Origin of the sequence: Pontibacter locisalis (genome assembly GCF_042684605.1) — a bacterium.
Lineage (GTDB): Bacteria > Bacteroidota > Bacteroidia > Cytophagales > Hymenobacteraceae > Pontibacter > Pontibacter locisalis.
Genome location: NZ_JBHULU010000001.1, coordinates 1 through 26,463, shown reverse-complemented (window position 1 = coordinate 26,463; position 26,463 = coordinate 1). Strand labels below are relative to the sequence as shown.

Sequence of the window (26,463 nt, the reverse complement as noted above, 5' to 3'; positions counted from 1 at the left end):
ACAGCCGCTACGTAATCCGCAGCGGCTGTTTTGCTTTAAGCTAACTCAGTTATAATCAACTTTTCAGGAAATCTATTAAAGCAGTATTCAGCTCCTCTTTGTGCGTCAGGAACAGCCCATGTGGGGCATCTTTTATTTGGATATACTTGTTGTTTCGGATCTCTTTAGAAGATTGGTCGCTGCTTGTTTCGATTGGTACGATCTGGTCATCTTCTCCGTGTATGATCAGCGTTGGCACTGTTACGTTACGCAGTTCCGGACGGAAGTCGGTGTTGGCCCAGGCTTTGGCTGTTTCGATCGTGGCACGTGGCGATGCTGCCGAAGTAATGGCCCAGTCATACCTCAACTGCTCTTCGCTTACCTTGTCCTTGTTGTCGCTGTAGTTGTAGAACTGCTTACTAAACTCAGCCAGGAAAGTAACCCGTTTGGTCTTGAGCGCTTCCATAATCTCGTCCAGCTTGTCTTCCGGAACACCATTCGGGTTGTTGTCTGTCTTTTTAACAAGGGGTATGATAGAGCTGATGAGCACTGCCTTGTCTACACGATCGTCGCCAAACATGCTCAGGTAGCGTACTACTTCACCGCCGCCCATCGAGAAACCAACCAGCACGCAATGCCGCAAGTCAAGATGCTCTATCAGGCCCCGCAGGTCCTGGGCCAGGGATGTATAATCATAGTTTAACCAGGGCCGGTCGGAGTCGCCGAAACCACGGCGGTCATAGGCGATGCAACGAAAGCCTGCATCTACAATGGCCTGTACCTGGTTCTCCCACATCTTGTGGCTCAACGGCCAACCATGGATCAGGATAACAGGCTGCCCCTCGCCGTAGTCCTGGTAGTTCAGGTAAACGTTTTCTCCTCTCTGGATGTCTTCTGTTTCAATAAATGGCATAATAAGTTTGCTTTGGTTTTAGATTTATAAAATACACATAGCCGGTATGGGCATAATCTTTTAACTGAACTTAAAACGTAATGTTTTGAGAAGGGAGTTAAGGGCTGGTGTGCTTGATATTACGCAGTAACACATACAAAGTCTGTAGCTTTGCAAGAAGGGAAAAGACACAACGAGAGAGGAAGGAATACTATTAAAGAAGCCCCTGTGTTTAGCAGGGGCTTTAAATACTATCTAATTGTTACAGGTATTAACTCACGCTCGAAGTATACCAGGTCCTTGTGCGAAGGATTGCTGTTTATAGTACAGTAGTAAATACGCTTTAGGTATTGACGGATGGTTAACTTTAGATCCGGATTCACTTTCGCGAACACTTCGGATCCTATTTGAAATTTATTTTCTGACATACTCTAATTTACGCAGTTTAATCCATATTAAACGGATTATTAATGAGTATTTTATGAAAGGTGCCATTGGGATGTATCAGTGTGGTTATTTATTTTAACAACTGTTCTGAACGGTGCCTTTTTTCACGGGTCAACGGGGTTAACAGGTTTTCTACGCCTTGGTTCCAGGTAGTGATGATCCTTTCTGTATTTATCGCAGGAATGGCGTATTTTTTTTATTTGTTCTATAAAGTAGGAGTTGATTTCCTCAGGTGAATGAGGTGGATTCACGGTTAGAAGGTGTTTTTAAGCTATTTTCTATAATATTCTAAAACAGGTTTTGATGATGTAGATGGTCTGCTGCCTTCTATTATTTGGAAACAAAATTTTTATCAGAAATAAAGAAGTTTTTATACCATAGGCCCGCTTTTAATACATGGGACACCTTCAGTCTATTTCACCTTTTTCAGCGTCATTTCAAAAAACTTATTCCAGTTCTGGCCGTCCGTACTCATTTCCCCGATCTCCTGCCATTGGTTTTTATCGTCCAGCCAGATAGTGTAGCGGATTTTACGGTTTGGGTTATTATTCATCTGCCAAATAAATTTTCTATCGGCTACCGTTACGTCTGCATTCGTCTGAAAGCGGCCTTCAGAAGTATAGGAGTGGAATGTATAGGCATTTTTGCCGTGATCATAGGTCATCAGGGCCAAAGCATTATGTATAGTGTCATTACCGTTCCTGCCGAGGCCTTCTATCTGCAGCACTGTGTTGTCAAGCTTGTAGGAGATATCTTCGGTTTGGGTAAAAGTATGCTTCTGGTTTGGGCCAAAGCTGATCCAGCCACTACCCTGCCATTTGCCGGTGACCCATTCAAGTGCTTCCATTTTTTCCTGCACGGTAGGCTTAAGGGATGCCTGTGCATTCGCGAAGCTGCTGAGCAGGAACGTACAAAGTATAAACGCGAGCTTTTTCATAGTGTTTTTTGATCAAAGGTATAGTCTTTATTTTCGGGTGTATTGTAAAAATCCGTCAATTTTCGTTCTTACTTACAGGCTTCACATCCACGTGTTTTATCCTGCTGATATACTTGTAAAATTCCTCAGGTTTTCGCCCTGTTGATTGGTAAAAGTTATGATTATAATGGGCCTGATCGAAAAAGCCCGACTCGTACACCGCATCCGAAATTGACTTATTCTCAAGATGTACTTTAATAATAGTCTGGTGTAGCCGGCAGATCTTTGCCAGCTCTTTCATAGAAAGGTACGTGCTCCGCTTAAATCGTTTCTGCAGTTGCCGCTCGCTCAGGCATGCGTTTTCTAGCACACGCTTCACTAGCACACCCCCTGCAGAGGCCATGATCAGCTGCACCGCCCGGTTCACTTCTTCATCGTAACGAACAGGGGGGTGCTGCGCCAGCAGGTTTAGCAGGAAATCGTCTATCAGGCCAAAGTCTTTGAAATCGAAGTAGAGGTGCTGGAGCAGGGGCTGTAGGTCCAGGTAAGGGAGCAAGTGCTGTGCCGGGAACTTCTGGTTCTTCAGGTCAATGTCTTTCACATCAAAAACAGCGCAGAACATACCGGGCACAAAGCGGATACCCAGATAAATAGTGTCCGGCTGCACCACAGTCCGGATCATATCAGTGGTCGGGCCCGTTACAAGAGCCATCTTAAAGAGCTGCGGCTTCCTATCCATGAGCACTATAGATACGCAACCGTCGGCTGGTGCCACATGCTGCACCTCCTGTTGCCCCAGTTCTTCGTAAGGTGGCATTTTAAAAATCCAGTAGTTTAGAATATATGGGGTCAGTTAGGGATGTGGGGTAATCTCCTGGTACAGCATAGCTTAGTGATTAGGTAGAAACAATATACGTAATTTAAACAGGAAAAGGAGCAGGGATTCTGGTACGCACGCACTGTCAACGCGTAAAATTTTTATAGAGGAGATGGTGTGTTTAGTAGGAATGCAATTCCTTTGGGTTCTTAAACCCTAAACAGGCTCACTAACTAATTACTAGTGAAACCCTGTGTGCCGTGCTATAAGTTCAGGAAAAGAATAGGGAGGCTCTTTCTCCATTCCTGTTCTGCTGAAACTTTACAGGCGATAAAGTAAACCTGCCAGAGTTATCTTCACTGGCATAAAACTGCAGCTCGTGCTCATAATCAAAACAAATCAATCCCTGGCAAACCTTTAACAGCGCTAACACATTTTTATTAGTCCACCTTGGAAGGGGGATGATTACACCCGCATGATACATACACCCCAGGCATATTACACCACGAACAAACTACTTCCAGGAGAAACTACAGAATCTCACAAACCCCGCTCAAACCAAACCCTTACCGCAGCAATTTATGTGCAGGCACCAATTTATGTGTAGGCGAACTTTCCACGGCTTGCTGTAGCGGACCTAGGTGGTCGGCACCATAGATCACCAGGATGCGGTCGTTGGGGCTTTCGGTGATGCGCTGAATATTGCGGAAGATGCGCAGGTTGCGGTTAAACCAGGAGGCGCTGAACCAGTCTACGCCGGTATAATCGTAGGGCTGTTCCTCATACTGAAAAGCCTCCCGGAAATAGTTCTCGTGGTTTCTGCGAATGGCATCAGGTTGGTTCATTAGTTGTATGGTTTTGTAGAGGGACCGCGGCTGTGTACCTGCCTGTTTCTTTTCGGCTTCGGCCCGGGCCTTAACGGTATTTTGCCTGTATGCCCAGAACTTTTCCATACGTTCTTTTATGTCGTCGCGTACTTCAAATTCTTCGCTGCCAGGTTTCTGATAGCTGTCCAGGTTGCCCCAACTGTCGGTGGCGTATACGCGCGGGTGCCCCAGTTGCTTCGCCAGCCTGAAGCCCAACTGGTATATCTCGTTCACGCCCAGTTCATAGCGGCCCTCCAGGTATGCCTGGTACAGCGAGTCCAGCTTTGCCTGCTTCCCCGGGAAGGCCTCCACGGCAATTTTGGTAGGTTTGAATTTGGCCAACTGTCTGGTGATGCGTCCTATGTCCCGCTGGCTCTCAGGGGAGGTAATGTCCAGTTGTTCGGTTTTGTCGGTTTTGATCACATCCTGGTTCGGATAGGCGAAATGGAAAGTGCCCAACAGCATCACCTGTGCCTTACCTTCTTTGCCTACTGTATTATTTTGTTGTGCCAGTAGAGGAGAGAGGCAACTACCTGCCAGAAAGGCTGCGGCGAGTAAAAGCTTTTTCATAGTTCGTAGGGTTGATCTTTTAATTAGATGGTTAACAGGGGAGGGCGGTTGCCTGATGGTATATTATTTTCTTTGGAGGAATGAAGTATCGTTATAATTGGCAAATAAACAAACCCAGGTTAAATTGCAGTTAAAAGCAACAGGAAACCCATACCTATGGTTGAAGAACTTCAGAAGCTAAAACAACTGGTTACCAGCATCCGTCCTTTGCCCGAAGAAGACTGGGAGGCTTTCTCTTCTGCCTGGACCCGACATGTTGTTAAAAGGAAGGAACCCATTACCTTGGCCGGGGATGTTGAGGACTACCTGTACTTTGTAGTGGATGGGGTGCAGCGGGTGTATTACTTCGATGACCAGGACCGGGAAGCGACGCTTGTTTTCACCTATCAACCGTCCTTTGGCGGCGTGCTCGATTCCTTAATGTTGCAGCAGCCTTCCCGTTACTACTATGAAACCTTAACCCCGTCTGTATTCTTAAGAGTGCCTTTTCTGGAGCTTCAACGGTTCATGCAGGCCATGCCGGCTATCGAGTCCATGATCAGGGAAGGGCTTTCCTATAATCTGTCCGGTTTGTTAGAGCGCCTTGTAGAGTTGCAGTGTTATTCATCAGAAGAGCGGTTCAGGAAACTACTGCAACGCAGCCCCCACATTTTGCAACTGGTGCCGCATAAGTACTTGGCCAATTACTTAGGCATTGATCCGACAAACTTCAGTAAACTACTCAACAAAGTGAGAATCTGAAATCTTGGTATTTACCAAGAATAGTCTTTCCGAGGCACGCCATCTTTGTAGCATAAACTTAAACCAAAATGTTATGAAGATGCAAAGAACCGTGACCCTGGCCTCCAAAGGCTTTATTTTCCTCTCAGCGATAAGCCTGCTGTCTGTAAGCATTATGGCTTTTGCCAATCCGCAGTCTGTCATGGACCTGGTAAACGTGCAGTTAAACAACAACGATGCCTTCAGCTCCATAAGAGGAGTGTATGGTGGCGTGGGGATGACGCTCTTTTTCAGCCTGTTTTACCTGATGCTGTTCGACACGCAGAAAGGACTGCTGTTTTTGTCCCTGCTCTGGGGTTTTTATGCCTTGTCGCGCACCATCACCATATTTGCAGAAGGGGCCCTCGGTGACTTTGGAAATCAGTGGCTGATAACAGAGTCGGTGTTTTTTATACTTGCTTTCGTACTGGCGCTGGCCAACAGAAAACCTGCGACTACAAATAAGGCAGTATAAATGAAGTCTGTAAACCAGGAGCAGCTGCTGCGAAACCTGGAAGACACCGTAGAGCGGCACATAGAGGAAGCGGTAAGCGTTTTCCAGAACCTGCCGGAAGGCGATCTTTTAAGGCAGGCAGCCAACGGCGGGTGGAGTATAGCAGCGTGCCTGGCACACCTCAACAGCTACGGCGACTATTACCTGCCACGCATAAAGGCTGGCACAAAATGTCAGAAGGGAATGCCTGTGGATGCAACGTTCAGGAGTAGCTGCATCGGGAGGTTATTCATACACATGATGGACCCCGCCAGAGGGTACAAAAAGTATAAAGCCATTGCAGCGCACATACCGCCTGCTAACTTGGATGCTTACGCCGTAGTCAGGGAGTTTATCAAACAGCAAGAGGAGCTCCTGTTATGCCTGAGGAGCTGTCAGGACATCAACTTAAGTAGCATCCAGATACCGGCTTCTTTCTTAAGTTGGGTGCACCTGAAGCTGGGAGATGTACTGCAGTTTCTGGTAGCCCACAATCAAAGGCACCTGGTACAGGCAAGGAGGAATATCTCTGAGCCTATGGCGTGTAACAGCGGCCAGCCTTAACCAGGCTATACATCTCCGGCTGTTCTATCGGAAGGGGAGCGCAAGTGCTTATTCAAATCATAAATCCAAAACATTTTATAACTCAAACAAAATAAAACTATGAAAAAAGTATTTTTATCCGCGTGTGTTCTTTTTAGTGCCCTTTGCTTTACCAGCTGCGAGAAGGAAGAAGTAAGCAAAAGCACCTATGCCTTGGACCAGAGCAACTCTAAAGTAAAATGGAAAGGCTACAGTCCTGTGCTGTTTCACGATGGTTCTTTTAACGTGCAGAGCCAGGACATAAAAGTGGAAGATGGCAGGGTGGTGTCTGGTACCTTCACGATCCCAATTGCGAGTATTGAAAACTTCGATCTGCCTGACCACATAAAGCCTGTGTTGCTCGAGCACCTCAAGAGCCCGGATTTCTTTAACCTAGCACTGCACCCTACGGCTTTCTTTAAGATCACGAAGGTGCAGGAACTTACCAACGGAGCAGCAGGTACCAACTACACCGTTACCGGCGACTTTACCATGCTGGGACAGACACACCCGATCACGTTCCCAGCCAAAATAGCGGTGGAAGGAAGTAACCTGAACCTGGATGCAAACTTTAAGCTGGACAGAACCAAGTGGGGCATGAACTACGCAGCCGATCCCGCGCTGGGCGAGCACCATATCCTGCCGGAAGTGGATATTGAATTTGACCTTACTGCACACAAGAAGTAGGTAGTTTTGTCTGAGGCAAAGCATAATTCAACGCATTACCAGAAGGGGCACCTGAAGCAGGTAGCCCCTTCTGGCTTTTTAAAGTATGATGAAAGTACAGTGTTATTCAGAAGGTATAGCTCTTTAAAAAGTGTGAGCTGCATGTTTGAGCAAGCAGTACAGAGTAACTTCAGGAGCTGTGTTTTGGTACAAGTATAAGCATGCGGTACTTGACTATGAAAAACCAAACCCTGTTCCTTTTCCTTTTCCTTTTCCTGTTGCTATCTGTTGGTAGTACTGTTACCGCCTTTGCCCAGGAAGAGGAAGAAGAGCAGGGCTTTCAGCAGCTGATCCAGGAGTTTTCTTTTTCAGAGGCCGTGTATCTGCAGGAGCGCCGCGAAGTGCAGGCAACTTTAAGTTATTTCCGGACTGAGTTCGACATTCAGGTGGGTAACTCGCTGAGCCTGGACCTGGAGTATGGCATAACGGATTGGTTACAGGTATCTGCGGAACTAGAGAACAACCTTTTACGGGGAACAGCCAGGAACTATACTTCCCATCGCCTGGAAATGGGCACCATGATTTGTATTTTCAATTCTTCAAAGCAGGCGGCCACCTTTGCCCTGGATGTTGAACTTCCGCTAAACAAACCTGACATAGAGGTAGGAGGAATCGAAGAAGACGATTTGTCTTACTCACCAGTGTTGCTATACGCACGGCAGTTCGGCCGAACACAACTGCATTTAAGTGGCGGTGCCGAATTACAGGCAGACGAGGCCAACTGGTTTTACAATGCTGCTGCTGTATACGGCAGCGGGCGCTGGCACCCGCTGCTGGAGGTAACAGGCACCTATCTCGAAGAAGCAGACTGGTATGTAGGTACTGGAATTGCCGTCAATCGTTTTCATGGCTGGGAAGTCATTGCAGGTGTGCGTCGCAGTATCAACCGTCCCGACTGGGATGCTTCTGTTCGGGTGTTGTATGAATTTACACTTGGTAAAGAATAATTGCCTTATCGCTTATTAACCACATCTGAGTGTGCGCCATCCTTTATGATCGCCGGTTTGGGAATAGATTCTTCTTCAAGTGTAGGTATCCGGTGGTGTAGGGGGCACCGAAAGAAGTGCGCCAGTAAATCTATATTTTGCGACATGGTATACGTAAAGCTGATAAAGCACATAGCAGGAGTATGAATTTGACAGTAGGTTGTAAAGTAGAATGGACGGAGTCGGTTTACACGCCTTATACAGAAGGAGAAAAATCGGACTTTATCGGGGAGAGGACTGTAACCGGCAGGATAACGGCAGAAGGGTATGCGAAGAAAACGAACTATCATTTATTCACAATTCATGTATATGGGGCGGAAGGGGTTAACGCACACGAGATAGAAATGAATAGTAAGATCGTCCGGCGGGGTGTGGTGCTTTACCCGAAGTGCAGGCTGTTGTCCACCCCAGACAATTACGATGAACTGGTAAAGGAAAAAGCGGAGCGGAAGGAAAACAGCAGCCCCGTATGTTACGCTCATCAGAAAAATTTTCGGGAAGGGTTCGAAGACTAACTTTACAGCAACTGTTTTTTATTAGTATACCTTAGGGTATTTGCCAGTCAGCACCTATAAGCTCGCGCCAGCGGAGGAGAAGGAAGGACTGGGCGACATGTCCAGGAAAGGGTAGGTTACTTTGGAAAGATACAGCCCTTGCGGATACGCCGGTGACAGGTGTTTGGGAGCTTTCTCAAGCGCCAGGTAACTTTCAAACTCCTGCAGGCTAAGCACACCGGTTCCGGTCTGCAGGAGCTGGCCCACTATAATGCGGATCATGCGGCTCAGAAACCTGTTCGCCGTTATCTGAAATCGCAGCCTGTCACCCTGCTGGTCTATAAACCAGCGGGCTTCTGTTACATGGCAGATGGTGTTGTCATGCTCTTCGGGCGTAAGGCACAGGTGCCTGTAATCGGTGTAAAGGGGGAGCAGGGCGGTGGCCGCCTGCATGGTATCCAGGTTCAGGTTCCGGACGTGGTACAGGGAGCTTACCTGGTGCAAAAACGGATCTTTGTAAGTGTGTATAAAATAGTCGTAGCTTCTTTTACAGGCATCAAACCGGGCATGGGGCAGGCCCTCCATCGGGATGATATCAAACACGGCGATATCGGGCGGTAACACTTTGTTCAACCGGAAAAGCATATCAAATTCCCAGGGTTGCGCTACATCCAGGTGAAAAAAGAACTGGCTCGCATGTACCCCGGCATCTGTCCTGCCACAGCCCACAATCGCTACGGGCTGCTTCAGAATCTTTTTAAGGCCATCCTCTATCACCTGCTGCACCCCCACACCATAGGGGTGTCGCTGCCAGCCATTGTAGTGTGTGCCGCTATAGCCGATATGAAAGAAGTAGCGCAAGGTTTTGCTCCGGTTAAGTGATGGAAATTTCCTTGCAAGATAGTGATAAAGGAGGTTACGTATTCTCTTTAGCACAAGGAACACTGATGTGACAGTATTTCTTCCGCGTGAAAAACGGCTACCTTTCATATCACCGCAAAGGATTATTGATCATAACAAGTCTTAGTGAGTTGATACAAGCTTTTGGTACGCACTATCACGTGTGCAGAAGGTATAGCTGCTTGGAAAGGAAAAGGTACAAGCTCTAAGTTCAAGCCAACGGGTGATAATCTTTTTTCTTTGTTTGGTAATCAAGTCAATTACATGTTAACTCAGGTTGTTGCATAAGAATCCTTTGCAAACTATACCTTATAACCCCATCTAACTTTGCGTAAATTTCAAGCAGGTATTAAAATACTCACTTACAATTTTAATACAAAGTATATGAACCTGGCCCTTTAGTCCATTTACCATAGTCCTACCCGTTCCGGAAATTATACCTTTTGTAAGAAAATACATCACTGCCGCTGGCTTTTTTGTCCTGCCAAGGGTAAAATCACCAATCAAAATTTATTACAAATAAGAGTGCAATTTCCCTCCTTGCTCTTAAGTTGAGAGCCGGTCCCTTCCTTTCAAAAAGTAAAAAATAGTGATGTTTTTGAGCTTTGTAAAATAATGATATATAATTAATAGACTATCTGAATATAGCTTTTCCCAGAACAAACTTGCTTTGGGGATGTTCCCATACTATAGGTATATCTCGTATTACCTAACATGAGATGTGGGAGGCTATATTTCTCGCCTGTCCTTTTTGTAACCCTGCAACCTAATTTTAACTTAAATGCAGTCCCATGAAAAAAATCTACATACTCCTCTTTCTTTTATTGAGCGCTTCCCCACTTTTTGCGCAGTACGAGACGGTGGTGTTTAACTATGACAGAGCCTACTTTAATGAAGGACAGCCCCTGCCCGCCGAAAGTAACCTGATGCTGACAGGCAAGGTGGGGCGCAACATAAGCCTGGTGGAGCTTGCCATTTACCGCACTCCTGAAACACGCAAAGAGCCGCTCTATACCAACATTTGGAAAGCACACGGCGCAAACAATACCGACAACCAGTTTATACTGCCCATTAATTACCCTCTGCGCGGAAACGAGAAGTATACGCTTGTACTAAATTATTACACACCTGCCTCGGTGCGACAGCAACAGCAGCTTATGCAGCAACTTACCTCTGCCCTGGATGCTTACATCGACCAGTCTTTTGTGGTGAGCAAGAGCAGCGTGGAGCTTCGCAAGCACCCCAAGAACCTGCGCAGCGACCTGAACGCCATCGTGAACCAGGGTCTGGACCTTTACCGGAACCAGATAAACTACGACTTTAATGGGTTCTCTGATATTGTGCTGGATAAACTGGAGCAGATAGATGACCTGCGGCTCAGGAAAGCTAAGCTAAACATCCTGGCTAAAAAAGACGACGATGCACGGACCCTGCGGCTAAAGTATGCGCAGGAGCAGATCGAGGCCCTGAAAGAAATGGTAAACCAGGAAGTTGCTCAGTATGCCAACACGCGGCTTCTTGTGCTGGTCGACAGTAAGAAAATAACGGACTATGCCACCGAGAAAACCAGGAATGTGCTTTCTATTAATGTGGGCTACGGCGGAGTATACTACTCTGGAGATACCGATAATTTTTCATCTGACACTGCGCCTTATGCGGGTATTTCTATCCCCCTGGGCCGGGCACCATTTTCTTCTACCTTCTGGTCTAGGTCCAGTATCTCAACGGGTATATTTTTAAAGGACCTCGACTTTGGCGACGATAACGTGGCCACAGGTCCGGTGGTACAGCGGCCGGTGTACGTAGCCCTGGGCTACCGTGCCCTTCCTTTTGTCCGCATCAATGCAGGGGCCACTGTGCTGCAGAGCGATCAGGAGCCTACTTCCATCTCTGATTTTAATGTTGACCGGGTATACGTGCGGCCTTTTATAGGTATAAGCCTCGAGCTTAATTTATGGTTGGACTTAAACCGGTAGCCATGAAAGGATTCATACTTCTAGGAATGCTCCTGTTCGGTTACCAGGTGGCCTCGGCGCAGCAGGACCTGTATAAGTGGCGGCTGAGCGGCCATACGGGTATCGCCCGCTACGTGAACGATGCGAACAGCAGCACCGACTATTTTAAAACAGACGGTAACCTGCTGTACGGGGTAGAGCTAAGCCGTAATCTGGGCAACAGTTTTGGGCTGTCGCTAGGCTATACCTTTGGCGATATACTGGGGTACGACCAACAGGGGAGGACCTTTACGACAGCCGTGCACCGATCATTGGTAAGAGGCTATTTTTACACCGATAACGGCTGGCTGCTGAATTCGTCAGCCCTGGTATCGCCTTACATTTTCGGGGGGTATGGGGTCAGCATCCTCGAAACTTCGCACGAAGACCTGCAGGAAGAGTCACGCTACGTGCCCACCATACCCTTCGGCGTAGGCATGAAGTTCCGTATCAGCGAGCGCTGGCAGGCGGCTTTACAGGCTGAGTGGGTGTACCATACCGAACGGCACCTGCCCGAGGCAGCCCTGGAGCAAAACAACCGCCATGATAGCTACCTGCACACCGGCATCACGATAGGCTATAGCTTCGGCTTCAGGAAGTCAACCTTCAAAGCGCCGCAGTTTTATGTGGGAGACAGCGACCTTACACGGCCAGTGGCGGAGCCAAGCCAGCCGAGGCAAAATATACTGGAAACCATTCTGAAACTGGAGTCCAAGGAGGTTCAAATCAGCAGCGCAGCAGGTGTCTCCTATCTTCAGGTGCCTGACATTAAGAAAACAAGGGTTGATACGGCTTTGGTAATAGATAGCCCGGTCCAGGTCGATTCCAGCGCAAAACCCCAAACCAGCATCCTGAAAGTAGAAGCAGTCGAATTAGTGCAAGCTTCGGATACTGCAACAAAAGCACTACAGACCATTTCTTCTGCAAGGTCCGTCATCCGCTTTGATTCCGTGCTGAAGAAGGGAGAGTTGCGACCACTGCCTACGGAGCAGCAAAAAGTCGTGGTGATTGTTGATACACTGGTACAGGTGCAAAGCACTGCTATTCCTGCGCAAAAAGGCGCTATTAAAACACAGAAAGCTGCTTCTGCAGGTAAAACGAAAAAAACGCAGGTGCCAGTGAAAAAGATAAGTGAGCCCTCCGAAATACTGGTAGTACCCGTTCCAGTAACAAAGGCCGATGCCCCACAGCTTCGGGAAGAGCAGCTCCGGCAGGCAACCGTAGACGCAGAGATCAGGCAGTTACAAAGCAGGCTGGACTCGCTCCGGGCGCTAAGCCAACCGGACACCGTCCGTATCGTCCGGGAAGTGGCCGTAGACAGCAGCCTTATGCAAAACTTGCAACTGCAAGTTACCCGCACCGATAGCCTGTTGCAGCGCCTGAACCAGTATGAGCAAGAGATAGCCCTGCTGAAAAAAGCGAAGGCCATCCCCGATACCCTGGCAGCAGCTCCCCCTCCAAAGTTCACAGGCGCTACGGTCTTTTTTCCCATTAACGCACACCGCATCACGACGGTGAGCCTGAAAGACCTGAAGCAGGTACTAAGCATTCTGCAGGAGAACCCGGACCTGCAGGTAAAGCTCACCGGCTATGCCTCCCAGTCTGGGAACGTTGCCTATAACATGGCCCTCAGCCGGAAGCGGGTAAAGGCGCTGGAGAATTTCCTGACTGACCAGGGAATAGCTGGTGATCGTATTAAAACAATTTATAAGGGCAATGAAGAAGCTTCTAAAAAAGAAAACCCTTTAGACCGGAAAGTCGAAATAGAGATTATTGAATAAAATCTGAAAGAACATAAAAACATGGATAACACAGATACTCAACAACATCGTACTTCTGCAAAAAGCTCAGGAGAGAATGGCTTTGTAAAGCAACTGAAAAAGCCAGTTGTCTTTATCCCGCTACTCTTACTGCTAGTGGTGCTGGGTGTGTACCTGTATAAGGAATCACAGTTGAAGGAGGCGCGGCGTGAGGCTGCGGAGGAAAGGGCTTTACTGCTGGAAAGAGCGAATGAGCGCATAGCCGAGAACCGCCACTACCTGCTGGAGGTAGTGGCTAAACCTTTTTCCTGGGCCCTGCGCTCGGCACTTCTGACTGGGAACGTAGAGCAGGTGAACCAGTATCTGTTCCAGTTTGTGCAGGAAGAAAAGTTTGCAATGGTACTTGTGGCTGACGCCGAAGGCAACATAATCAGCTCTACTGATCAGAACTTTACCGGCTCAGCCTTTGCCGATCATTTCGATTCCAAATACCTGCAGACAGATGCTACCACCGTTGATGATTCTGATCCGGAGCGAGTAATTGTTGCTTCTCCAATCATGGGCTTGAATTCAAGATTGGGCACCCTGCTGGTCGTCTACCGTCCTGATGACCCGCTCCAACTCCAGGAGCTGGAAACGGAAGAGTAATCTAACCGGCATTTTGCCTCTTGTACTTCAAGCTTATAGCCCTACTGTCTCCAATAAGTTACCTGTAGCGAGGGAGCATTCGGCGGCGCAGAACACGCTGATCGACTCCCGGAGCTGGTAAAAGCATTCTGCAGCCGCTGGCTATACTCAACGAGGGCTGGCTGAAGGCTCAGAAGACTATCATGTTGGAACCCGGTACCTGACGGCTAAAACCATTGCCGAGCGTGGCGAAGGCACAAACATCGTACTCGATTTCCCGGCGGTATAAGCCGCAACACCGGCAGTTGTTGTTGACTAACACTGCGCGGGTTACATACCTGAAAGAACAGAAACTAAGGCTGTGCCACTTAATTCCTACAACTCTTCACCATCCTGAAAAATAGCTTCTATCGACAGGTTGAATAGCCTTGATATTTTAAAGGCCAATGGTAAACTGGGGTCAAACTTGCCTTTCTCGATGGCATTAACCGTTTGCCTGGAAACCGCCAGCGCATCGGCCAGGTCTGCCTGCGTTAAATCACGCTCGGCTCTTAATACCTTCAGTCGGTTTTTCATCTGTAGCGCATTTGCCCGATAACTGTAGCGCCCAAGTAGGTAAGGCCGATCAGGATGACCAGGAATGAGATCTCAGCATCGCCCGAGATAACATTGGTGGTATCAAGCAAGGAGTAACTGAGTCCGCCAACCACACCTACGCCCAGGGCAATACTCATAGCCTCCAGCTGAATTCTGCGCTGCATCTCGTCCATACTTTTGGTGTGCCGGATGTTTGTCAGGATCATCCCTGCGCCAAGTGCCGCATTCAGCACTATGGCAAATATGGTGAAGGGCAGATTTTCTTGCCAGAAAAACTTAGGGCCAAAGGTTGCCAGGGCCATTGAGGCAACCCAGGCAAAAGTCCAGAAAGCCAATTGCCTGGTGTTATGCCGAAGCTGGGTGTTAAAGTTTTGATTTTCCATATGTAAATAACGTTTGATATAATGTAAAGTTTTATTTACACAAAGTAGCACATTACATTTCACTATGTCAAGTTAACTTTACAAAATATTTTGTCTACTTGATTTGTGACCCGGGCTCTTAATATTTACACCTGCCAAAAAAGTCCCCCATTGAAAATCCCGGACTTGATTTGGAAGGAGCGAGGATTACAATCGTGAACTGGAATGTAACCCGTTGGCGCGAGCGTCCTCGCCTTATCCTGTCCCATAACTTTTTAGATTTAACACTATTTTGCCTTAGGAGTATCAAAATTGTCCCCTTGAGGGGACCGCAGGGGTGTAAAGCTATGGAACGGGCTGCTTTCTATAGTCAAAAACGGGTGTGCCTGCAGATGTAAACACCCCTATAGTCTCCTCAAGGGGACATTTCTTCTAAAGAAGGACCTAATCCAGTAAAGTTATGGGACAGGATAAGGCTTGTAGCTCGTACTATTACTCGTGCTGAAAGTATAGCTGTTAAGAAAAGATCAGGCCCTGGTTTCCACCTCGCGGCAAATTAGGCTTAACAACTGGTATAAATCTCTCCCCACCTCAAGGCATAATCACGATCTTACCTTTGGTGTGCAGCGTCTGGATCTGGTTTAAAGCCTCGGCAGTTTGCGCTAAGTTATACGCATGGCTCACGTGCACCTTCAGCTGTCCGGCTTCGGCATGGTCGCGCAGTATATCTAACTGGCTGGAGTTTGGCTCTACAAACACATAGGTAAAATCAAGTGATTTGTCCAGGTCCTGGCCCTGGTTCAGGATGGAAACCAACTTGCCCATCGGCTTTAAAGCCGAGAGGCTCTGCTGCAGGGTTTCGCCGCTCACGCAATCGAAAATAAGGTCTACACCGTCAGGGGCTATCTCTTTGGCTGCGGTGCCAACGTTCTGGTTTTTATAATCGATGGTATGGTCGGCGCCGAGCTCTTTCATGAAGGCATGGTTCTTTTCGCTGGCTACCCCGATAACGGTTGCCCCTGCGGCTTTGGCGAGCTGAATGCCCAGGCTTCCCACACCGCCGGAGCCGCCCAGTAGTAGCACCGTCTGGCCCTGCTGCAGCTTGCCCGCATCAAACAAGGACTGGTAGGCAGTAAGGCCCACCAGCGGAATGCCGGCTGCTTCTTCAAACGACAGGCTTTCTGGCTTAGCGGACAGGTAGCTTTCCGGGATAACGATATACTCGGCAAAGGTTCCGTGCTGCACCATGGGGCGTCTAGCATAGGCATACACGGCATCGCCCACCTCAAACCGCCTGGCGCTGAAGCCTCTTTCTTCTATTACGCCTGCCACGTCCCAGCCCGGTATGATCGGGAAAGTATAAGGCAGGTAGTCTTTCAGGTAGCCTTCCCGCACGGCTGCGTCAACGGGGTTTACGCCAGCGGCTTTTATCCGGACCAGCACTTCGCCTTCCTTTATCTCGGGCACATCAACGGTAGTAACTTCTATTTTATCTGCCCCGCCAAATTCCCTGTAAATAGCGGCTTTCATTTTCTTCGACATAGCACTTGTTGTTTATTTAGTTTAACCATATCCGCCTGTCGCTGCCTCCCTAACTGGCGCAGCGCAAACTTCCGTTAGGTTTATACATACGGGGTTTAGCAGAGAAGTATTCTTTAGCAGCTTGTGTGCAGGTGGGCTATGGTTAATGGGAGAGGGGGCTGTAGTTCTTATTATTACTTGTGCTGAAGGTAGAGCTTTGTGGAAAGGATAAGGCACGAGCTGCAAGCTCGCGCCAGCGGGTGGGGGGATAGCTCTTACTGTTACTTGTGCTGAAGGTATAGTTGCGTTGAAAAGAAGGTGCATGTACTGCAAGCTCGCGCCAGCAAACGACAACCTGCTACTATATTCTTCCGCTGGTGCGAGCTTGTAGCTCGTACCTCCATACATCAAGTTATATCAATCTCCAGCACACCCTTACCTCCACTAAAGTCTATCGCGCTGCTATACTTCCAATGCTCCGGCTCCGACACAAAGCCAGCTTCTACCGGGTTGTTATGGATGTAGTCGATTTTCTGATCTATGACCGTAGGGCTCCAAAGCTCTATAGGCTTGTTGTGTTGCTGCCAGAATTGCCGGTGCTTTATGTTACTGTTCTTCAGGCCAGCCCGCTCCATCAGCCAGAGCATCCACTCTTTCCGGCTCTCCTGGTTATGTTCGGCTATGGCTTTTTGTAGTTGTTTTGAAGTATAGGTCTTCAGCTCCTTCAGCAACACACTCGGGTTGTTATCTTTGGCCCGGAAGATAAGGTGCACGTGACTGGGCATAATGCACCAGGCATAGATCTCCATGCCTTTGTTCTTCCGGCAGTAGTTCAGGCTTTCGGTAAGTAGGGAAAAGTATTCCTCCCGCGTAAATACGTCTATCCAGTACACCACCGCAAAAATGACAAAGTATAGCCCTTCCGGGTTATGAAATTTATACTTCCGGCTCATGTTCCAAGTTATACTTGTAACAGCTGCGTCAGTGTTTTGGTAGTATCACGCTAGTGCGAGCTTCTAGCTCGTACTGTTACTTTTGCTAATGATATAGCTGCGTGGAAATGAAAAGGCCCGAGCTATAAGCTCGCGCCAGCGGGGAGAGGCTGTATTTTCATCTTATCTGCCACCGTAAACTTACTTCGTCAATAGCTTTACAATTTTCTTGTTTTTAAAGATACTGACAATGCTCTTGGTTGTCATCATCAGCGCAAAGCTTCCGATGGCTACTATTTTTACCACCGTTTGCGGGTCGCGGATGGTACGGAACCGGGTTTCGCCGTCTTTAATTTCAATATACCCTACGGGCGCCAGTACCATGCCGCCGCCGCCGCCAGAGCCTGCTCCGTTTCCTTCTTTGCCGGTACCTTCACCGCCACCAAAACCAAAGGTAGCTTTTGATACAGGAATGACCGTAACAGCCTCCCGTTCTACCGGCTCGCCATAAATAGTAGTGCTGTTAGCCGCTGTGCCTAATTTTTCAGCCAGCCGTTCCACAAAGCGAGGTTCAGCAGCGTCATCCGAAGTGTTACTTTTAGCCATATGCAGGTGCTTTATTTTAGTTTTAAATGGAATACGTTTAAGTAAGTATATATTAGGTACGAATGCCTCTAACTGAGGTTTGGATTTAGCGGGGGTGGCACCGTATGGAAGGAAAACAAACGCTGCAGCAGAAGGTATGTCTGCGTAAAGAAGAAATGCCTTAGGGTACAAGCTCGTGGCAGCAGGGGAATTAGCTTCTCTTGAATAATAGTTGGCTGGCGGTGCAGGGTATACCAGAAGATTGAGCCCGGGAACTTGTATGTTGCGGCACGGTACACGTAAAACTGATAAAGCATATAGCAGGAGTATGAATTTGACAGTAGGTTGTAAAGTAGAGTGGACAGAGTCGGTGTACACGCCTTATACAGAAGGAGAGATATCAGACTTTATCGGGGAGCGGACGATAACCGGCAGGATAACGGCAGAAGGGTATGCGAAGAAAACGAACTATCATTTCTTCACGATTCATGTGTATGGGGCGGAAGGGGTAAACGCGCAGGAGATAGAGGTAAACAGTAAGATCGTAAGGCGGGGCGTAGTGCTTTACCCGAAGTGCAGGATCTTAGCCACCCCAGACAACTACGAGGAACTGGTAAAGGAAAAAGCCGAGCGGAAGGAAAACAGCAGCCCCTATGTTACGCCCACCTGAAAGGACTGCGGGAAGGCTTCGAAGATTAGCTTTACAACAACGGTTTAACCGGCATAAAAAAAGCCCCTGCTTTGGCAGGGGCTTTATAGTTTATTTTATCGGTACAGGTATTAACTCACGCTCGTAGTATACCAGGTCCTTCTGCGAAGGATGATCTTTTACAGTACAGTAATAAATGCGTTTCAGGTATTGGCGAATGGTTAATATCAGATCTGGATTCACATTTGCGAACACGTCGGACCCAATGGGGAATTTGTTGTCTTTCATACTATAAGGTACGCATTTAAAGGGAATAGCAACGGGGTATACCTGCTTATATTCCAGAAGGTGCCTTTGTGTGAGATCAGGAGACTTGCTAGTGCGAGTTTGTAGCTCGTACTGTTACGTTTGCTGAAGGTATACCTTCGTGGAAAAGAAAAGGCACGAGCTACAAGCTCGCGCCAGCGGAGGCTTTAAAGAAGGCCTGACAATGGCCATGGAAAACCTTGATGCCTTACTGGCTGCTCAGAAACAGGAGGCTTAGGTCTGTAGCTGCAGAAAAGAAATTATATTTAATAGCATAAATAAAAGCGGGGCTGGTGCATAACCTTAGAGCCGCGCTTTTATAGTTTATAGTGTTCATTTATCGTCAGCCAGTGTAAGATTGTAGCTCGTACTGGTACTCGTGGTGAAGGTATAGCTGCGTATAAAGAACAGGCACGAGCTATAAGTTCGCACCAGCGGGGAGAGCAGCTAAAAAATACTGGATTAAAACCAATGAGCAATGTATTTTTATTTTATTGCCAGAACTATATATATTCATTGGATTAAGTCTATTATGAAACAAACAAACCCACATTTAAAATTAAATGTTGATAGAATTAAACTTTATGAAAAGTTCACTTATAAGCAGAGAGATTTAAGTGGAAGTAAGAAAAGAGATAATGATGAGGAAAATTCAGATGAAGCTGTACCAAATTATATAAACAAAGCAGAAACTTTTAGTTATTCCCTATCGAGTTTATCTTCCGCACAAACACTTAGGTACGAGAAGCGAAATCAGAATTTACAGGTTCCTAGGCATGTAGATTATATCAAAATCCATTTTCATAGTCAGTTCAATATTCCTAAGTATTTTAATATCTATTATCACAATTACGGTTTGTTAGCTGTTTCTTTCACAAGATTCAATAGCACAGTACTTTTTGCCGTTGCAGATACATTTAAATTTTCAGTATTACTTAATCAGTTAGAAATATTTGTAAAACTGCATTTAGATAATGGGAGAACAAAAACTTTTGATCCTAATATTTTATTTATCGATAAGTTTGAATTGCTGAGTTCAAATGATATGATAAATTTAGATTTAAGTAAGCCCCTTTCTCATATTAAGTTAGAACTGATAGACTATCCAATACCAGTCCATACACCTAATATAATTTATGATTCTTTAGTACAGTATTTCGAGCAGAGACAAATTATTCAGGAATTAAATCCAACTACACAAACTGTTGAAATACAGTTAATATCAAGAGAAGATCTTTTAGAAGTAGTTGATAATTTTGACATAGTCCAGAATGTTATTTCTGGACTAGCAACTATAATAAGCCCTTCTACCTATCAACAACCAGAGAGGAGCTATGGATTTGAAATAGAGCCAGCCAATGAAAATCTACCTATAGTTGGGATTATAGATACAGGTATTAGCAACACTACTCCTCTCAGGTCTATCTTGATAAATGATGATCACTTGAATGTAACCGGAGTTTCATCTTTTATTGATAATGCAAATCATGGTACGGGCGTAGCAGGATTAGCGGCTCTTGGTAGAGATCCATACTTAACTGGGTACAGAGGGAAGTTTTCTGCTGATGCAAGACTATTGTCAATTAAAATATTAGATGGTGGCCATGGAGGTATCTCAGATAATGATGTATTAAAATTATTGAAGGAAGCAAAATTAAAATATCCTCAATTAAAGATTTATACTCTTACCATATGTTACTCACAAAATAAGAAAGACGATGAAGAAATATCTAGATATGCTTATGAACTAGACAAATTTGCACATGAAAATGATTGTTTAATATTTATATGTACTTCAAATAACAATCATGCTTCGAGTGTTAATACAGATTATGATCACTTATACTTTAATCAGCACCATTGTAATCTCTCTGTACCTTCAGAGAGTATGAATAATATTACAATAGGGGCTGCAGCTGAATGCTTTAGGGATGGCACATTTCTAGGGATCTCACCAAGTAAAGAATATCCAACACTCTACTCTCGTAAGTACCATGTAGACTTTAGAAGATACTTTAAAAAAGGAAAAATTAATAATCGAATTTTTAAACCGGATGTAATAGAGGCTGGTGGTGACTATGAATTAATTGAAACTAAATATTTAAAATTTATAGACAAAGGACCATCTGCTTCAGTACAGGTCATTTCTTCTGACCCAACAGAAAGTTTTTGTTATAGCATTGGTACTAGCTTTTCTGCACCTTTAGCTGCTAATATCGCAGCTAAGATTCTGAAGAAATATCCTAATTTACGTTCTCAGACCATTAAGGCACTTATAGTTAACGCAGCTTCTCTCTCTAATATAGGTCATCCTATACCAGATGATATGCTTAATAGAATTGCAGGGCATGGATTAGTAGACCCAGATAAAACTGTGTATTCAGATAACAATTCAGCCACTATTATAATAGAAGACTCTATAGAGCCTGAAATTATTCAAACCTATCCAATTAAGTTTCCAGAGTATCTTATCAAAGATGACTTAAAGAAACAAAACCAACTTGTGCGTATTACTGCAACTTTATGTTTTAGTTTTGAGCCAGTTCTACACAATCAGTTATCTTATTGCCCTATATTTATGGCATTCTCAGTTTTTCGTAATAAAGATATAGATGATATTAAAGAAGATTACGAAAACTCAATTCTACGTGCTAGATGGACTCAGGATGGATATTACAAAACAAACCCCAAAGCAAACAGTAATACACATAAAATATCTTTCACTATAGGGGTAAAGGAGTTGAAAGATGAGAGCAATACATTCAAAATTGCAGTTTTATGTAAACTCGGAAGCCAATTAATTCCTGGCCAAATAGAAAAATATAAATTGGGTCACAATTTCTCTTTGGTTGTTAAAATTGAGGAGCAACTTCCAGAGAAAAGATTAACTGGTAAGCTATATCAAGGTTTAGTTAGTGAAAATGATATTGAAGTTTTAGATACAGTAGACTTAGATAACGAATTAAATTTAGATTTAGAAGTTTAAAAAAAGGCTCTTATTTTATAAGAGCCTTTTTTTCATTAATTATTAACTTCTTCCATATATCTATATTAATTGAAGCAGACATAGGAATAGAATCTTTAGTCATTTCAAATAAACTACGTTTGATCGCTGAAATCAATGTTTTTTGAATGCTGTAATAAGATAATCCTTCACAGTCTTTTACCATTGAATTCAACTTTCGTTTATCATCAAGTTTAAAATGCCCTTTACTTAAAGTAAGATCAATCAGTTCCTTAATTTGATTAGCATTAGGTAAATCAAATTTTAAATTAAAGTCAAATCTTCTTAAGAGTGCTTCATCTATCATTTCAACTTGATTAGTAGCAGCAATTACCATACTACTTTGAGGGAGATAATCAAATAACTGGAGAATCGTATTTACCACTCTTTTCATCTCCCCATGATCTTGATTATAATCCCTAACTTTTCCTATAGAATCAAATTCATCAATGAAAATAATGCAGTCTTCAGATGCTGCTTTTCTAAATATTTTTGCTAAGTTTTTGCTTGTTTCCCCAAGCTTAGATGAAACTATAGCTCCTAGATTTACAACAATCATAATCTTCTGCAACTCTCCAGCAATTACATACGATGCAAGAGTTTTACCACATCCAGAAGGTCCATGAAGTAGAATTTTGTTAGCAATTGGTAAATCAAATCTTTTAAGAAGGTCAGAATGAGAGTGCTCTTGAACGAAATATTGTAATTCATGTTTTACAAATTCATCACTAACAATATTTTCAAAGCTATAATCAGAAGTGAGTTTTTCTAAAATTAAACCATCTAAATCTTTGTCCTCTTGTGTAGTAAAAAAATGAGTGGAATCAACTTTTGAGAAAGTACTTATCTGCTGATTTCTAATCGAATCTTTTAAAATAGATTGTAATTGAATAGCAAAGTTAAGTTTTCTTGTCTTTTTAGAGTGATCTATAAGTTCATTCAATACAGCTAATAACCTTTCCTGATCATTTTCAAGACCATATTTAGCAATATCTTTTATGTAGTCGAACTGGCTCACCTTTTATCTTTGAATAGATTATGAAAAAGCAAAGGTATTAGAAAATTACTGTTGATGTGTGTAAGTAGCAGTATTAAGTAAATACTATATTGCAATCTATAGTTTATTTACGAGAATTCAAGTAGGTAGTTAGATAGTTTGTGCTATTATTTTAAACAATATAAAATAGTTTTTGATTCTAAAAACAACTATAAATGATTACTCTTTTTATCATTAAACTTTATTTCTAGTTTCTGTTTTCTTTACCTTTTACAAACAAAGTTTATAATCAAGATATACATTCATTATTAAAGCTACTCTATCAACTTGCCCTTCAACCCATTTACCATAGACTTACCCGTTCGGGAAATTATACCTGCCGTTAGGGAGCACCTGGCGGCGCAGAACACACTGATCGTAAACGCCCCTCCAGGAGCCGGTAAAAGCACCTTGCTGCCCCTGGCCATACTCGATGAAGTATGGCTGAAAGATCAGAAGATCATTATGCTGGAGCCCCGGCGCCTGGCGGCCAAAACCATTGCCGAGCGCCTGGCGCAGCTGCTGGGCGAGGAGGTAGGCCAGACCGTCGGTTATCGCATTCGTTTCGAGACGCGCATCTCCGAGCAAACCCGCATCGAGGTTGTAACCGAAGGCATCCTTACCCGCATGATCCACAGCGACCGCTCGCTTACGGGTGTGGGAATTGTGATCTTTGACGAGTTTCATGAGCGCAGCATCCATGCCGATGTAGCCATGGCCCTGAGCCGGGAGGCGCAGCACACGCTTCGCCCGGACCTGCGCATTCTGGTGATGTCGGCCACCCTGGACATGCCCCAGCTTACCAAACTGCTGCAGGCCCCGGTGGCGCAAAGTATGGGGCGGCAATACCCCATCGAAACTTTTTACACCGGCGACGCCGACGACCGCATGCTGCCCGAAATGACGGCCAAAGTAGTGCAGCAGGCCGCCAAAGAGCAGGAAGGCGATATCTTGGTGTTCCTGCCCGGCGAAAACGACATCCGGAAAGTAGAAGAGTTACTCCGCAGGCAGCTGCGCGATTTTAAGATTCACCCGCTGTTCGGCATGCTGCCCTTCGGCAAGCAATACGCCGCCATCATGCCCGACCGCCAGGGCAAACGCAAAATAGTGCTGGCGACAAGTATAGCCGAGACCAGCTTAACCATAGAAGGCATTTCGGTGGTGGTGGATACAGGCTTCGGCAAAACGTCCCGCTTCGATCCGAAATCTGGTTTGTCGCGCCTCGAAACGGTGCGCATCTCCAAAGACGCCGCCGACCAGCGTGCCGGTCGCGCCGGACGTCTGGGGCCAGGCACAGCCTACCGCATGTGGAGCAAAACCACGCAGGAGCGCATGGCCCCGCACCGCACCCCCGAGATCATGGAAGCCGACCTGGCCAACCTGGTGCTCGATATGGCGCAATGGGGAATTACGGATATCCGTGGCCTTACCTGGCTGAACCCGCCGCCGCGCGCTGCACTGCAATCTGCCACCGAAATGCTGCACCAGTTGCAGGCGCTGGAGCATGGCCGCATTACCGAGCACGGTAAAAAAATGCACACGCTGCCTTGCCACCCGCGTATCGCGCACATGCTGCTCAAAGCCGAAGAAACCGACCAGGTGGCGCTGGCAAGTGATATTGCTGCCATCCTGGAAGAGCGCGACCCACTGGACCGCAACGCCGGCATCGACATTAATTTAAGAATTGAAGCCCTCAGAAGGTATAGAAAAGAGCAGGGGCAGGGCAAGCGTTTCGGCAAGATAGAGAAGATAGCCCGCTCGTACCGCCAGCTGTTCAGTATAGATTCTGATAACGGCAAATTTGATGAGTATGAAACCGGTGTGCTGCTCACGCATTGCTACCCGGAGCGTATTGCCTACGCCCGCCCCGGCAACAACGCACAGTTCCAGCTGGCAAGTGGCCAGTACGCTTCTGCAGGTCACCGCGACGACCTGGCGCACGAGCCCTGGCTGGCTATCGCGCACCTGCACGCCGGCACCGGCGACAACCCCGGCCGCATTTTCCTGGCCTCGCCGCTCAACCCCCGCGACCTTGCCCCGCTCGTAAAACAGCAGGACGTCTATACCTGGGATGTGAATGACGGCGAACTAACGGCTTCTATGGATACCCGCATCGGAAGTATAGTTTTGCAAAGCAAACCGCTGCCACCACCCGACGAGAAGTACCGCGTTCCGGCGATCTCCGAAGCCATCAAACACGAAGGCGAGCACCTGCTGGACTTCAACCACGACGTAACCCAATGGCAAAACCGCGTAATGAGCCTGCGCAAATGGCGCCCCTCCGAGTTCTGGCCCGACGTCAGCACCGCCACGCTACTCATGACCAACTGGGACTGGCTGAAGTCCTACCTGTTCGACATAGAGCACCCGGACGAGCTAATGGAGCTGGAGCTGCTGCCTATACTGGAGAAGTTTTTAACTGACGAGCAACGCGCACGACTGGAGGTACTGGCCCCTGCAACTATAGCTTTGCCGGATGGTTCCGATATAGAGCTGGAGTATAAGCCAGATGGAAGTCAGCCAAAGCTGGAGATACGCCTGCAGGATGTGCTGGGCTGGGAAGAAAGCCCGAAAGTAGATGACGGGGAAATGACCGTGGAGTTGGCTTTGCTCACTCCTGATTTGAAGCCTATTACAACCGTGTCTGATCTGGCAAGTTTTTGGAAAGGGAATTATCGGGTGATTAAAAGGCAGTTGGAGGTGGTGTTTCCGGAGGTGAAGTGGGAGCGGGAGTAGTTTTATAGTTACCGTGGTCCAACCACCCCTAACCCCTCCTTGTCTAAGGCGGGGAATTTTTGTTATGTTGCCTTTGTCTGCAGATAGCAAACACTACTGAATGATGAAACTGCATAACAGGCAATACCTGAAAAACTTTAGAAGAAATTTACGGAACAACTCAACTGGCGCTGAGGGTGAACTTTGGAAGTATTTAAAGGGAGGTCAGCAGTTAGGACGCAAGTTTAGGCGCCAACATAGTATTGGTAGCTACATTATTGACTTCTACTGTCCTTCTGAGAAGTTGGCAATTGAGCTAGACGGGCAAGTACACCAGTATTCCGCTGCAGAGCAAGCAGACATGGAGCGAGATCAAACGTTAAATGAATTAGGCATCAAAATCCTCCGCTTCGAAAACAAAGATGTATTCCAGCAACTTGATGCTGTGCTTCAGGAGATAAGCAGCAACTTTGGTAAGTAAAGAAAATTCCCCGCCTTAGACAAGGAGGGGTTAGGGGTGGTTGGACCACGGTAACTATAAAACTTTGTCTTGTCCTGAAATAGGTTTACACAACCAAGTAAGCCAGATATGGACAAAAAGAAGAACACAAGAACAGGCGGCTCTTTGAGTTGGCAGGAGCGTGAGGCGATGATCGCCGAGTACCTGACGGGCCGCTATACCAAAGCCGAGCTGTGGCACAAGTACACCGGCCAATCAAACGAGCACGGGCAGCTGCTCAACTGGATGCGCAAGCTAGGCTACATTTCCACCCCCGCTGTATTGAGGAGAGCGGAAAACTCTGTTACTTTACGCCAACAAGTCCAGTTCGTCTTGGACACAGAGCAACCGTTAGATCCGCAAGTACTTCAAAAGCGCATCCAGGAGCTGGAAAAGCAGCTGGAGGCGGCCCGGCTTCAGGCCGAGGGCTACGAGCTGATGATTCAGCT

27 protein-coding genes are annotated in these 26,463 nt (G+C 46.3%); 14 read left to right on the top strand and 13 right to left on the bottom strand.

Features of this window, described 5'->3' with window-relative positions:
- Positions 1-55: 55 nt before the first annotated feature.
- The 5 genes from ACFSRY_RS00135 to ACFSRY_RS00115 all read right to left on the bottom strand — a co-directional run bounded on the left by ACFSRY_RS00135 (position 56) and on the right by ACFSRY_RS00115 (position 4,487).
- Positions 56-892 carry an alpha/beta fold hydrolase gene (locus ACFSRY_RS00135; RefSeq protein ID WP_377501991.1) on the bottom strand — a complete coding sequence of 279 codons (837 nt, stop codon included), beginning with the start codon at positions 890-892 and terminating at the stop codon, positions 56-58.
- A gap of 230 nt (positions 893-1,122) precedes the next feature.
- Positions 1,123-1,299 (bottom strand): hypothetical protein, encoded by a 177-nt coding sequence (locus ACFSRY_RS00130; RefSeq protein ID WP_377501988.1) that lies wholly within the window; start codon positions 1,297-1,299, stop codon positions 1,123-1,125.
- A 431-nt stretch (positions 1,300-1,730) separates the two neighbouring features.
- Positions 1,731-2,255: a hypothetical protein gene (locus tag ACFSRY_RS00125; RefSeq protein ID WP_377501985.1), complete on the bottom strand. Its 525-nt coding sequence runs from the start codon at positions 2,253-2,255 to the stop codon at positions 1,731-1,733.
- Between the two features lie 55 nt (positions 2,256-2,310).
- Complete coding sequence (locus ACFSRY_RS00120) at positions 2,311-3,075, bottom strand: helix-turn-helix domain-containing protein (RefSeq protein ID WP_377502510.1); 765 nt, start codon at positions 3,073-3,075, stop codon at positions 2,311-2,313.
- A gap of 542 nt (positions 3,076-3,617) precedes the next feature.
- Positions 3,618-4,487, bottom strand: coding sequence for a DUF5694 domain-containing protein (locus tag ACFSRY_RS00115; protein WP_377501982.1), 870 nt, complete (start codon positions 4,485-4,487; stop codon positions 3,618-3,620).
- A 156-nt stretch (positions 4,488-4,643) separates the two neighbouring features.
- Between ACFSRY_RS00115 and ACFSRY_RS00110 the strand changes: the two genes are divergently transcribed.
- From ACFSRY_RS00110 to ACFSRY_RS00085, 6 genes are all read left to right on the top strand, one after another.
- The gene (locus ACFSRY_RS00110; protein WP_377501979.1) at positions 4,644-5,228 is read left to right on the top strand and encodes a Crp/Fnr family transcriptional regulator; all 585 of its coding nucleotides are present in this window, start codon (positions 4,644-4,646) and stop codon (positions 5,226-5,228) included.
- Between the two features lie 73 nt (positions 5,229-5,301).
- The gene (locus tag ACFSRY_RS00105; protein WP_377501976.1) at positions 5,302-5,721 is read left to right on the top strand and encodes a DUF4345 domain-containing protein; all 420 of its coding nucleotides are present in this window, start codon (positions 5,302-5,304) and stop codon (positions 5,719-5,721) included.
- A complete protein-coding gene (locus tag ACFSRY_RS00100; RefSeq protein WP_377501973.1) occupies positions 5,722-6,303 on the top strand; it encodes a DinB family protein in 582 nt (193 codons plus the stop codon). It abuts the gene before it with no gap.
- Positions 6,304-6,402: 99 nt separating this feature from the next.
- Positions 6,403-7,008: a YceI family protein gene (locus ACFSRY_RS00095; RefSeq protein ID WP_377501970.1), complete on the top strand. Its 606-nt coding sequence runs from the start codon at positions 6,403-6,405 to the stop codon at positions 7,006-7,008.
- A 215-nt stretch (positions 7,009-7,223) separates the two neighbouring features.
- A complete protein-coding gene (locus tag ACFSRY_RS00090) occupies positions 7,224-7,994 on the top strand; it encodes a hypothetical protein (RefSeq protein WP_377501967.1) in 771 nt (256 codons plus the stop codon).
- Positions 7,995-8,176: 182 nt separating this feature from the next.
- On the top strand, positions 8,177-8,548 hold the full coding sequence (locus tag ACFSRY_RS00085) for a hypothetical protein (RefSeq protein ID WP_377501964.1): 372 nt from the start codon (positions 8,177-8,179) through the stop codon (positions 8,546-8,548).
- A 54-nt stretch (positions 8,549-8,602) separates the two neighbouring features.
- Here the strand turns inward: ACFSRY_RS00085 and ACFSRY_RS00080 are convergent, their stop codons facing one another.
- Complete coding sequence (locus tag ACFSRY_RS00080; protein WP_377501961.1) at positions 8,603-9,388, bottom strand: tRNA pseudouridine synthase A; 786 nt, start codon at positions 9,386-9,388, stop codon at positions 8,603-8,605.
- A gap of 830 nt (positions 9,389-10,218) precedes the next feature.
- On the opposite strand from ACFSRY_RS00080, the gene ACFSRY_RS00075 reads away from it, so the two are divergent.
- Genes ACFSRY_RS00075 through ACFSRY_RS00065 form a run of 3 tightly spaced genes read left to right on the top strand, consistent with a single transcriptional unit; the run spans position 10,219 to position 13,829 of the window.
- Positions 10,219-11,403: a hypothetical protein gene (locus ACFSRY_RS00075; RefSeq protein WP_377501958.1), complete on the top strand. Its 1,185-nt coding sequence runs from the start codon at positions 10,219-10,221 to the stop codon at positions 11,401-11,403.
- Positions 11,382-13,202, top strand: a complete 1,821-nt coding sequence (locus ACFSRY_RS00070; RefSeq protein WP_377501955.1) for an OmpA family protein — start codon at positions 11,382-11,384, stop codon at positions 13,200-13,202. The genes ACFSRY_RS00075 and ACFSRY_RS00070 overlap by 22 nt, the downstream gene beginning before the upstream one ends.
- A gap of 21 nt (positions 13,203-13,223) precedes the next feature.
- Positions 13,224-13,829, top strand: coding sequence for a PDC sensor domain-containing protein (locus tag ACFSRY_RS00065; protein WP_377501952.1), 606 nt, complete (start codon positions 13,224-13,226; stop codon positions 13,827-13,829).
- 354 nt (positions 13,830-14,183) lie between these two features.
- Here the strand turns inward: ACFSRY_RS00065 and ACFSRY_RS00060 are convergent, their stop codons facing one another.
- From ACFSRY_RS00060 to ACFSRY_RS00040, 5 genes are all read right to left on the bottom strand, one after another.
- The gene (locus ACFSRY_RS00060) at positions 14,184-14,384 is read right to left on the bottom strand and encodes a helix-turn-helix transcriptional regulator (protein WP_377501949.1); all 201 of its coding nucleotides are present in this window, start codon (positions 14,382-14,384) and stop codon (positions 14,184-14,186) included.
- The gene (locus tag ACFSRY_RS00055; RefSeq protein ID WP_377501946.1) at positions 14,381-14,788 is read right to left on the bottom strand and encodes a hypothetical protein; all 408 of its coding nucleotides are present in this window, start codon (positions 14,786-14,788) and stop codon (positions 14,381-14,383) included. The genes ACFSRY_RS00060 and ACFSRY_RS00055 overlap by 4 nt, the downstream gene beginning before the upstream one ends.
- Before the next feature lie 570 nt (positions 14,789-15,358).
- Positions 15,359-16,309, bottom strand: a complete 951-nt coding sequence (locus ACFSRY_RS00050) for an NADP-dependent oxidoreductase (RefSeq protein ID WP_377501943.1) — start codon at positions 16,307-16,309, stop codon at positions 15,359-15,361.
- A gap of 386 nt (positions 16,310-16,695) precedes the next feature.
- Positions 16,696-17,241, bottom strand: a complete 546-nt coding sequence (locus ACFSRY_RS00045; protein WP_377501940.1) for an REP-associated tyrosine transposase — start codon at positions 17,239-17,241, stop codon at positions 16,696-16,698.
- 180 nt (positions 17,242-17,421) lie between these two features.
- Positions 17,422-17,826, bottom strand: a complete 405-nt coding sequence (locus ACFSRY_RS00040) for a spore germination protein GerW family protein (protein WP_377501937.1) — start codon at positions 17,824-17,826, stop codon at positions 17,422-17,424.
- A gap of 307 nt (positions 17,827-18,133) precedes the next feature.
- On the opposite strand from ACFSRY_RS00040, the gene ACFSRY_RS00035 reads away from it, so the two are divergent.
- Positions 18,134-18,475, top strand: coding sequence for a hypothetical protein (locus ACFSRY_RS00035; protein WP_377501934.1), 342 nt, complete (start codon positions 18,134-18,136; stop codon positions 18,473-18,475).
- Between the two features lie 90 nt (positions 18,476-18,565).
- On the opposite strand, the gene ACFSRY_RS00030 is transcribed toward ACFSRY_RS00035, so the two are convergent.
- Entirely contained in the window at positions 18,566-18,742 is a 177-nt protein-coding gene (locus ACFSRY_RS00030; protein WP_377501931.1) for a hypothetical protein, read from the bottom strand.
- A 550-nt stretch (positions 18,743-19,292) separates the two neighbouring features.
- On the opposite strand from ACFSRY_RS00030, the gene ACFSRY_RS00025 reads away from it, so the two are divergent.
- Positions 19,293-21,746 (top strand): S8 family peptidase, encoded by a 2,454-nt coding sequence (locus ACFSRY_RS00025; RefSeq protein WP_377501928.1) that lies wholly within the window; start codon positions 19,293-19,295, stop codon positions 21,744-21,746.
- A 10-nt stretch (positions 21,747-21,756) separates the two neighbouring features.
- Here the strand turns inward: ACFSRY_RS00025 and ACFSRY_RS00020 are convergent, their stop codons facing one another.
- Positions 21,757-22,782: an AAA family ATPase gene (locus tag ACFSRY_RS00020; protein ID WP_377501925.1), complete on the bottom strand. Its 1,026-nt coding sequence runs from the start codon at positions 22,780-22,782 to the stop codon at positions 21,757-21,759.
- 306 nt (positions 22,783-23,088) lie between these two features.
- On the opposite strand from ACFSRY_RS00020, the gene hrpB reads away from it, so the two are divergent.
- The 3 genes from hrpB to ACFSRY_RS00005 all read left to right on the top strand — a co-directional run.
- Positions 23,089-25,536, top strand: a complete 2,448-nt coding sequence (gene hrpB, locus ACFSRY_RS00015) for an ATP-dependent helicase HrpB (protein WP_377501922.1) — start codon at positions 23,089-23,091, stop codon at positions 25,534-25,536.
- 100 nt (positions 25,537-25,636) lie between these two features.
- Complete coding sequence (locus tag ACFSRY_RS00010; RefSeq protein WP_377501919.1) at positions 25,637-25,996, top strand: endonuclease domain-containing protein; 360 nt, start codon at positions 25,637-25,639, stop codon at positions 25,994-25,996.
- Positions 25,997-26,104: 108 nt separating this feature from the next.
- The coding region (locus tag ACFSRY_RS00005; RefSeq protein ID WP_377501916.1) for a hypothetical protein at positions 26,105-26,463 on the top strand (359 nt) is incomplete at its 3' end.

Coding starts and splice junctions, on each gene's coding strand:
- ACFSRY_RS00065 (WP_377501952.1), top strand. CDS start 13,224: ATGGATAACACAGATACTCAACAACATCGTACTTCTGCAAAAAGCTCA.
- ACFSRY_RS00090 (WP_377501967.1), top strand. CDS start 7,224: ATGAAAAACCAAACCCTGTTCCTTTTCCTTTTCCTTTTCCTGTTGCTA.
- ACFSRY_RS00115 (WP_377501982.1), bottom strand. CDS start 4,487: ATGAAAAAGCTTTTACTCGCCGCAGCCTTTCTGGCAGGTAGTTGCCTC.
- ACFSRY_RS00085 (WP_377501964.1), top strand. CDS start 8,177: ATGAATTTGACAGTAGGTTGTAAAGTAGAATGGACGGAGTCGGTTTAC.
- ACFSRY_RS00050 (WP_377501943.1), bottom strand. CDS start 16,309: ATGTCGAAGAAAATGAAAGCCGCTATTTACAGGGAATTTGGCGGGGCA.
- ACFSRY_RS00055 (WP_377501946.1), bottom strand. CDS start 14,788: ATGGAAAATCAAAACTTTAACACCCAGCTTCGGCATAACACCAGGCAA.
- ACFSRY_RS00095 (WP_377501970.1), top strand. CDS start 6,403: ATGAAAAAAGTATTTTTATCCGCGTGTGTTCTTTTTAGTGCCCTTTGC.
- ACFSRY_RS00030 (WP_377501931.1), bottom strand. CDS start 18,742: ATGAAAGACAACAAATTCCCCATTGGGTCCGACGTGTTCGCAAATGTG.
- ACFSRY_RS00045 (WP_377501940.1), bottom strand. CDS start 17,241: ATGAGCCGGAAGTATAAATTTCATAACCCGGAAGGGCTATACTTTGTC.
- ACFSRY_RS00060 (WP_377501949.1), bottom strand. CDS start 14,384: ATGAAAAACCGACTGAAGGTATTAAGAGCCGAGCGTGATTTAACGCAG.
- ACFSRY_RS00130 (WP_377501988.1), bottom strand. CDS start 1,299: ATGTCAGAAAATAAATTTCAAATAGGATCCGAAGTGTTCGCGAAAGTG.
- ACFSRY_RS00105 (WP_377501976.1), top strand. CDS start 5,302: ATGAAGATGCAAAGAACCGTGACCCTGGCCTCCAAAGGCTTTATTTTC.
- ACFSRY_RS00025 (WP_377501928.1), top strand. CDS start 19,293: ATGAAACAAACAAACCCACATTTAAAATTAAATGTTGATAGAATTAAA.
- ACFSRY_RS00135 (WP_377501991.1), bottom strand. CDS start 892: ATGCCATTTATTGAAACAGAAGACATCCAGAGAGGAGAAAACGTTTAC.
- ACFSRY_RS00035 (WP_377501934.1), top strand. CDS start 18,134: ATGAATTTGACAGTAGGTTGTAAAGTAGAGTGGACAGAGTCGGTGTAC.
- ACFSRY_RS00125 (WP_377501985.1), bottom strand. CDS start 2,255: ATGAAAAAGCTCGCGTTTATACTTTGTACGTTCCTGCTCAGCAGCTTC.
- ACFSRY_RS00040 (WP_377501937.1), bottom strand. CDS start 17,826: ATGGCTAAAAGTAACACTTCGGATGACGCTGCTGAACCTCGCTTTGTG.
- ACFSRY_RS00100 (WP_377501973.1), top strand. CDS start 5,722: ATGAAGTCTGTAAACCAGGAGCAGCTGCTGCGAAACCTGGAAGACACC.
- ACFSRY_RS00010 (WP_377501919.1), top strand. CDS start 25,637: ATGATGAAACTGCATAACAGGCAATACCTGAAAAACTTTAGAAGAAAT.
- ACFSRY_RS00110 (WP_377501979.1), top strand. CDS start 4,644: ATGGTTGAAGAACTTCAGAAGCTAAAACAACTGGTTACCAGCATCCGT.
- ACFSRY_RS00075 (WP_377501958.1), top strand. CDS start 10,219: ATGAAAAAAATCTACATACTCCTCTTTCTTTTATTGAGCGCTTCCCCA.
- ACFSRY_RS00070 (WP_377501955.1), top strand. CDS start 11,382: ATGGTTGGACTTAAACCGGTAGCCATGAAAGGATTCATACTTCTAGGA.